3 protein-coding genes are annotated in these 1,629 nt (G+C 69.7%); all 3 read left to right on the top strand.

What is annotated here, in order from left to right; all coding sequences use genetic code 11:
- Positions 1-608 (top strand): acyclic terpene utilization AtuA family protein (locus ACOJSF_RS04130; RefSeq protein WP_420140960.1); only part of this gene is annotated, 608 nt, incomplete at its 5' end.
- Positions 609-932: an AtuA-related protein gene (locus ACOJSF_RS04125; RefSeq protein WP_420140959.1), complete on the top strand. Its 324-nt coding sequence runs from the start codon at positions 609-611 to the stop codon at positions 930-932.
- On the top strand, positions 929-1,629 hold a 701-nt coding region (locus tag ACOJSF_RS04120), incomplete at its 3' end, for a hypothetical protein (RefSeq protein ID WP_420140958.1). The genes ACOJSF_RS04125 and ACOJSF_RS04120, both read left to right, overlap by 4 nt.

The raw sequence follows: 1,629 nt of genomic DNA, 5'->3' as shown, positions 1-1,629 counted from the left end.
CGGTCTTCACCAAGGTGCCGGGATCGGGCGGGCAGCTGTCGCTGGCATCGTGCAAGGAGCAGCTGCTCTACGAGATCCTCGATCCCGGCGCCTATCACCAGGCCGACGTGATCGCCGATTTCCGCAGCGTCCGGATGGCGGAGCTGGGGCCGGACCGGATCGCGGTCACGGGTGGAACCGGTGCGGCGCGGCCCGACACGCTGAAGGTCTCGATCGGCTATGACGACGGCTTCATCGGCGAGGGGCAGATCTCCTATGCCGGGCCGGGCGCGGTCGAACGGGCGCGGCTTGCCATCGAGGTGGTGCGCGAACGGCTCGACCTCATCGGCGCCGCCATCGGGGAGCTGCGCTGCGACCTGATCGGCATGGATGCCATCGACCGTACCGGTACGGGGGCAACCCCGCGCGAAGTGCGCGTACGGATTTGCGGCCGCACGGCAGCGCGGGAGGACGCGGCGCGGATCGGCGCGGAGGTGGAGGCGCTGTACACCAACGGGCCGTTCGGCGGCGGCGGCGCGACCCGTTCCGTACGCCCGGTCGTAGCGGTCGCATCGACGCTGATTCCGCGGGACACCGTCAACCCGCATGTCGTGATGGTGGAGGGCTGAATGTTGCTCGGCGATGTTGCGCATGTGCGCACGGGTGACAAGGGCGACATCTCCCAGGTGTCGGTGATCGCCTACGATCCCGGCCACTACCCGCTGCTTGCGCACGCGGTAACGGTGGACCGGGTGCTCGCACATCTGGCCGAGCTCGGCGTGCGGCGGGCTACCCGCTACACCCTGCCCGATCTCGGCGCGCTCAATTTCGTGCTGGAGGGCGCGCTCAGCGGCGGCGTCACCCGCTCGCTAGCCCTCGATGCGCATGGCAAGACGCTGGGTGCGCAATTGCTTGACCTGCCGCTCGGCGGCGAACGCGGAGACCGCTCATGAAGATCCCGGCGCTTGCCGCCAGCGTCGCGCTGGCATCGCTGTTCCATGCCGCCGCCGATGCCCGCGTCACCCGCCTGGTTGTGGAGCGCACCGAAACCGTCGCGCCGGCACGGCCGGGTGCGCCGGTCTACCGTATCCTGCATGGTCACTACGATGGCGAGCTGGATCCGGGCCACGTGGCCAACCGCATTATCACCGACATCGACAATGCGCCGCGCGATGCGGGCGGCCTGGTCGGCTATAGCGCAACCTTCGCCATTGCCCTGCCGGTCGATGCCGCGCAGGCGAGCGGCTTCCTGATGTATGACGTGCCCAATCGTGGCAACGGCGCAGTCGCGGCGGACGCGGATGGGCATGTCCGCGTCATCAGCGGATGGCAGGGCGACATCACCGCCCCTGATGCGCAGCGGGCGACCGTGCCGGTTGCCCGCGCACCCGGGGACGTGGCGCTGACGGCGCCGGTGCTCCAGCGCTTCACGGACATCCCCGCTGGCGTGGCAAGCATCGCCATCACCGGCGGCATCGTGCGACCGACACCGCGCCCGGAACCGGTGTCGCTCGATACGCGCCGGGCACGCCTGTACCATCAAGCAGGCGATCAGGCCGCTCCGATCGATGTCGCGCCGGACGACTGGGCCTTTGCCGATTGTCGCGCCTCCGCGTTCCCCGGCCAACCGGATCCAGCGCAATTGTGCCT

The sequence above is a fragment of the Sphingomonas sp. genome, assembly GCF_048594985.1.
Classification (GTDB): domain Bacteria; phylum Pseudomonadota; class Alphaproteobacteria; order Sphingomonadales; family Sphingomonadaceae; genus Sphingomonas_I.
This window is presented reverse-complemented; position numbering and strand designations above follow the sequence as displayed.

Bases quoted from the DNA above. Each gene is read 5' to 3' on its own strand.
- ACOJSF_RS04125 (WP_420140959.1), top strand. From the start codon at position 609: ATGTTGCTCGGCGATGTTGCGCATGTGCGCACGGGTGACAAGGGCGAC.